The sequence below is a fragment of the Alteromonas sp. ALT199 genome (assembly GCF_018619335.1).
In the GTDB taxonomy this organism is placed as follows: Bacteria; Pseudomonadota; Gammaproteobacteria; order Enterobacterales; family Alteromonadaceae; genus Alteromonas.
Genome location: NZ_JAHHDX010000153.1, coordinates 1 through 4837, shown reverse-complemented (window position 1 = coordinate 4837; position 4837 = coordinate 1). Strand labels below are relative to the sequence as shown.

Below are 4837 nucleotides of genomic sequence, written 5' to 3'. Positions count from 1 at the left end.
TATTTAAGGATGATAAATCGAAATTATACTAAAGGTGTAGGCTTTTTTTGAGTTATGAAAGCCTGAAGGTAAGTGAATAAACCATATCTGGCGTGCATCGCTCTTATTTACACCCCAACTCAGAGGTATTCTTTGTCCTACCAGCCTAGTTTACGTTCAGGATTGTCCTAATGAGACTAAATTTCAGATATCAGTGCGTTACTGCTATTTTACATTTTATATATATTTAATTGTTGACAATGTTAAATGGTAAGTGTTTGAATAATAGTTAATTCATTAACAAACTCGCTCTATCTGATAGTGGAATCCTACTGAATTTTGATGCGTTTGTATTGCTGACAATACTGACCTGTTTGACTTCGGAAAAGGGTAATTGCAAGTTTTGAGCGAAATTTGAGAGACCTTATGAAAACGTACTTTTCTCGCCGTGATGCCCTAAAATTAGCTGTAGCAGGTCTTGCAACAACTTCCGTTAGTTGTAAATCAACGAATACCAAAACTGGAGTAAACACTGTAAATGCTAAGGTCTCTGAAACTGTAGATACCTGGCAGAACACACATGATAGGGTGTGGTTGGGTGGCCAATATTGGGCTAATCCAATGGAAGACTGGGAGATAGTAAATGGCCAAGCTCAATGTACGAGTGCAGGTGGCAATCGCAGTGTTCATTCGTTAACCTCTCAAATAGTAGATGCTAATGGGACTATTGAAATGTCAGTGGTTGTTCATCGCTATATCAATGGTAACAACGATGGTGGAGGGGGGCTGCGCCTAGGTGTTAGAAGCGAACTGAATGAATACAAAAGTAACTGCTTCGTTCAAAAGGGAGTTGATGCGGGTATAAGAGGAAATAGTTTAGTCTTAAATGGTCGCTCTGTTGATTTATCTCCAGTACCTTCTACTAATAAAGTGCTTCTAAAATTAAAAGGGGTGTCGGGCAACGGCACTACTAAGTTGTCTGCTGTAGCATTAGACACTGAAAATAAAGAAGTGTTGGCTAGTATCGAAACCTGGGTGGCATCTGCCGAACTGTTAGGAAATGTGGCTGTAGTAAGCCATTTTTCAAAACCATCAGAAGGTGGCGAACCAAACACTTCAGCAGATGCTAAGAAAGACACTAAGTATGCATTTTCGGAATGGACGATTAGCGGCAGCGCATTTTCTCATTCACCTGAACACCAGTTTGGTCCGATATTGTGGGCTATGTACACCCTAAATGACTCCCGTAGTGAAGAAGGCTTCATTATGAAGCTTAGTGCATTTACTGGCCCAATGGGGAAAAATGACAGTCAGCAAGTGGAGCTACAACTACTTGAAAATGGAGTGTGGAAGACTAAAGCGTTCGCGCCGCTCGACCCTCTTGCTTGGGTTGCCACATTCCGTATTCCTAACTGGCATGAGAAAGCGCAAATCAAGTATCGCTTAGTATATATAGAAAAGCGACGTGACGGTTCTATAGAAGCAGATACATTTACCGGTACCATCAGGGCGAACCCTCAGAAAGCTACCTTACGGATGGCTGCGTTAACATGTCAAAATGACTATGCTTTCCCCTACGAGCCTGTAGCGAACAATATTACTAACTTAGAACCTGATCTTATCTTATTTTCAGGTGATCAAATTTATGAAGAGCATGGCGGCTTTGGATTTGTTCGATCGCCAGCAAAGCCCGCAATAAATTGCTATTTAAGAAAGTTCTACCAGTTTGGTTGGGCATTCAAAGACTCTATGCGAAATGCACCGACCGTATGTTTACCCGACGATCACGATGTGTTCCAAGGTAACTTGTGGGGCGAAGGCGGGGCTGCAATGGCCGAAAAGTTTGTAAAAACAGGTCGCAGTGACGGATGGGGGGGATACATTCAACCTATACCTATGTTGGAAGTAGTCCATCGTACCCATACTGCGCATCACCCTGACCCAGTAGAACCTGCACCTTCTAAGCGAGGTATTAGTGTGTATTACACTGACCTTGTGTATGGCAATGTCAGTTTCGCTATTATCGCAGACAGACACTGGAAAAGTGGTCCAGAAACACTTGATATCGTGGTTGGGGAAACAGGTGAGGGTGAAGCGCCTACCTATATTAACCCTCAATACGATAGACCGGATCTCTCTTTACTAGGAAACCGGCAAGAAAATTTCCTTAAACGATGGGGCAAAGACTGGCGAGGTCACACATTAAAAGCGGTGCTTAGCCAAACTGTATTTGCAGGAATTTCTACTCACCAGCCTCTACCCACCCGTTATCTAAAGTATGATTTCGATAGCAGCGGTTGGCCCGCAGGTGCACGTAACCGTGCCATTGAAATTATGCGCGAGTCAAAAGCGCTACACATTTGTGGCGATACTCATCTAGGCTCACTGTCTCAATACGGGTTAAATGAACATAGAGATAGTAATTGGGCATTTTGCACGCCAGCTATTGCGGCAGGCTGGCCAAGATGGTGGCGTCCGGATGACGTTGGTATTCCGTTCCAAAATAGACCTTCTCATGGCTTGGATCAGACAGGGGAATACTTAGATAGCTTTGGCAATAAGATATACGTTTATGCGGTTGGTAACCCACAGATTGGACAGTCTGAGAACCGTTATATCAAAGCCCATGAAAAAGGTAGTGGATTTGGTTTTATAACCTTCGATACTGAAAATAAAACCTATACCCTCGATGCCTACCGTTTCTTGGTTGACGCAGTTAACGCGAGCGATAGGGATCAGTTTCCTGGATGGCCGGTTACTATCCACCAGATGGAAAACAAAGGTGAGAATAAGCTGTCCTAAATGTTTCTATTTTTTGACTAGTAGCTATTTTTATTTCTTAGTACATGTCAGGTAAATTTATGAATAAAAGTTACGCGTTTAATCGTATGTTATTCACCGTACTCATTATTTGTGTACTTGCTGTCGTTATGAAAGAGAATGCACAAGGGAATGAGAGAGAAGAAAAAAAGCCTCATACAAACGTTGTGCTTATTCTCATTGACGATTTAAGTCATTACGGTGTTACTGCTTACGGAGCCAATCGTTTAACCAGTAAAGATGGAGAGTTTGAGAATAAAGAGTTTTCTACGCCTAGCATAGATGAGTTGGCAAAAGGTGGTTTGCGGGTCGATCATGCTTACGCTTATCCCCTATGTGAAAACACCCGCGTAGCGTTAATGAGCGGAAAGCGAAACGATAGAAATTACTTAAAACCCAAAGCACTTCATAGCTCAGACATTACCTTTGGGGATGCGTTTAAAAATGCCGGTTATCGGACGGGCCTTTTCGGCAAGTGGAAGCAAACAAGGGGAACAGAAAAAATACCAGGTGAAGACTATATTCACGAATTTGGTTGGGACGAATATGCGGCATTTGACGTAACAAGAGAAGGTCAACGGTATATCAATCCAAATTTAGTAATCAATGGTAAGGACTATAATTACAACGGTAGAGAAGATGTGGACCCGATTACAGGCCGTCGATGGTATGGACCTGATATTGTTAATCGACACGCTCTAGAGTTTATTGAAAATAATAAAGAGAACCCCTTCTTTTTATATTATCCGATGATATTAGTGCATGATGAGCACAAACCTACACCGCTTACTCAACCTCACAGCGCTTTTGATAACTTCCCTGAACAAGCGCAATACAATAACAAAGGTGGGGATGATCGGGAGTATTTTCCTGACATGATTGAATACATGGACTATCTGATTGGCAAGGTAGTGGCAAAGCTCGACGAAGAAGGTGTTCGTGACAATACCTTAATTGTTGTGATGGGCGACAACGGTACTAAAGAAGTTTTCGAGCATGTGTTACCAGATGGTAGTGTGTATCCAGGACGGAAAGGAGGCAACGCCGATAATGGGATTCACGTGCCACTGATATTGAACTTTCCGTTAGTAGTGCCTGCTTCGGATGAGGGGAAGTACCGAACATATGAAGGGATGGTTAACCTAACTGATATTTACCCCACTATAGCTGAAGCTGCTGGTGTAAAAATGCCGAAGGCCGAACACGTAGATGGTATAAGTTTTTGGAAGCAAGCAAAAGGCGCTGCTGGTGAACCCAGAAAGCATATTTATACTTGGTTTATTGGCAATGAAACGTATCACAACGCTAACGAAGTAGCTATTGTCTACGCTTTCAACAAAGACTTTAAACGCTATGTTCCTAGCAATGAGTTTCCCAAAGGACGCTTTTTCGACCTGCGAACCGATCCGCTCGAACGGACCGGAGACAAAGTGGTAAAGGCTAAATTCGGTAAGCTTCGCTACAGTGGCTTACCGCTCGATACGTTAACGAAAGAGCAGCAAGTGGCATACAAAGAGCTCGGTGAAGTATTAGAGCGCAATCAAACAAAAGCGGTAAGAGAGCTTCATATTCAATTGGCCAGTGACGTTTTGAAGGTTAACCAGCGAACTCACTTATCTTATCAAACGGTTCCCTCGAACGCACAGCGTTCGGGAGTAATCTGGGAATCAGACAACCCTGATATTGTTGCTATTAACAAGCTAGGAGAAGTGACGGCACTTCGTCCTGGGAAAGCGACAATACGTGTTTATTCCTGGGAAGATGCTTACCCAGTGGCCAACAAACGCAGGCCTGCCTATTACACCAGCGGTATTCAAGATGAAGTTACTATTGTCGTAAAGTAATTTCTTCTTATCTTTGCAAGGAGGAAAGCTTTGTTTGAAGCCCCATTAGCGGCTGAGAAACAATAACTTCCTCCTTTAAATATTAGATATTTATCCAGAATTCACCTAAACCTCGCCGCATTAAAATTTACAATAAAGTTACATTTCTGCAAATTTTTCCTGTCGTAATCCAAAGAATCTTGTTAGTATTTTAC

Annotated in this window: 2 protein-coding genes; both read left to right on the top strand. The window is 42.5% G+C overall.

Annotated features, from left to right (window positions below; all coding sequences use genetic code 11):
- Window positions 1-405: 405 nt before the first annotated feature.
- Window positions 406-2781, top strand: a complete 2376-nt coding sequence (locus tag KL866_RS17460) for an alkaline phosphatase D family protein (protein WP_214996224.1) — start codon at window positions 406-408, stop codon at window positions 2779-2781.
- A gap of 59 nt (window positions 2782-2840) precedes the next feature.
- Entirely contained in the window at window positions 2841-4643 is a 1803-nt protein-coding gene (locus KL866_RS17455) for a sulfatase-like hydrolase/transferase (protein WP_251140140.1), read from the top strand.
- Window positions 4644-4837 lie beyond the last annotated feature (194 nt).

Coding starts and splice junctions, on each gene's coding strand:
- KL866_RS17460 (WP_214996224.1), top strand. CDS start 406: ATGAAAACGTACTTTTCTCGCCGTGATGCCCTAAAATTAGCTGTAGCA.
- KL866_RS17455 (WP_251140140.1), top strand. CDS start 2,841: ATGAATAAAAGTTACGCGTTTAATCGTATGTTATTCACCGTACTCATT.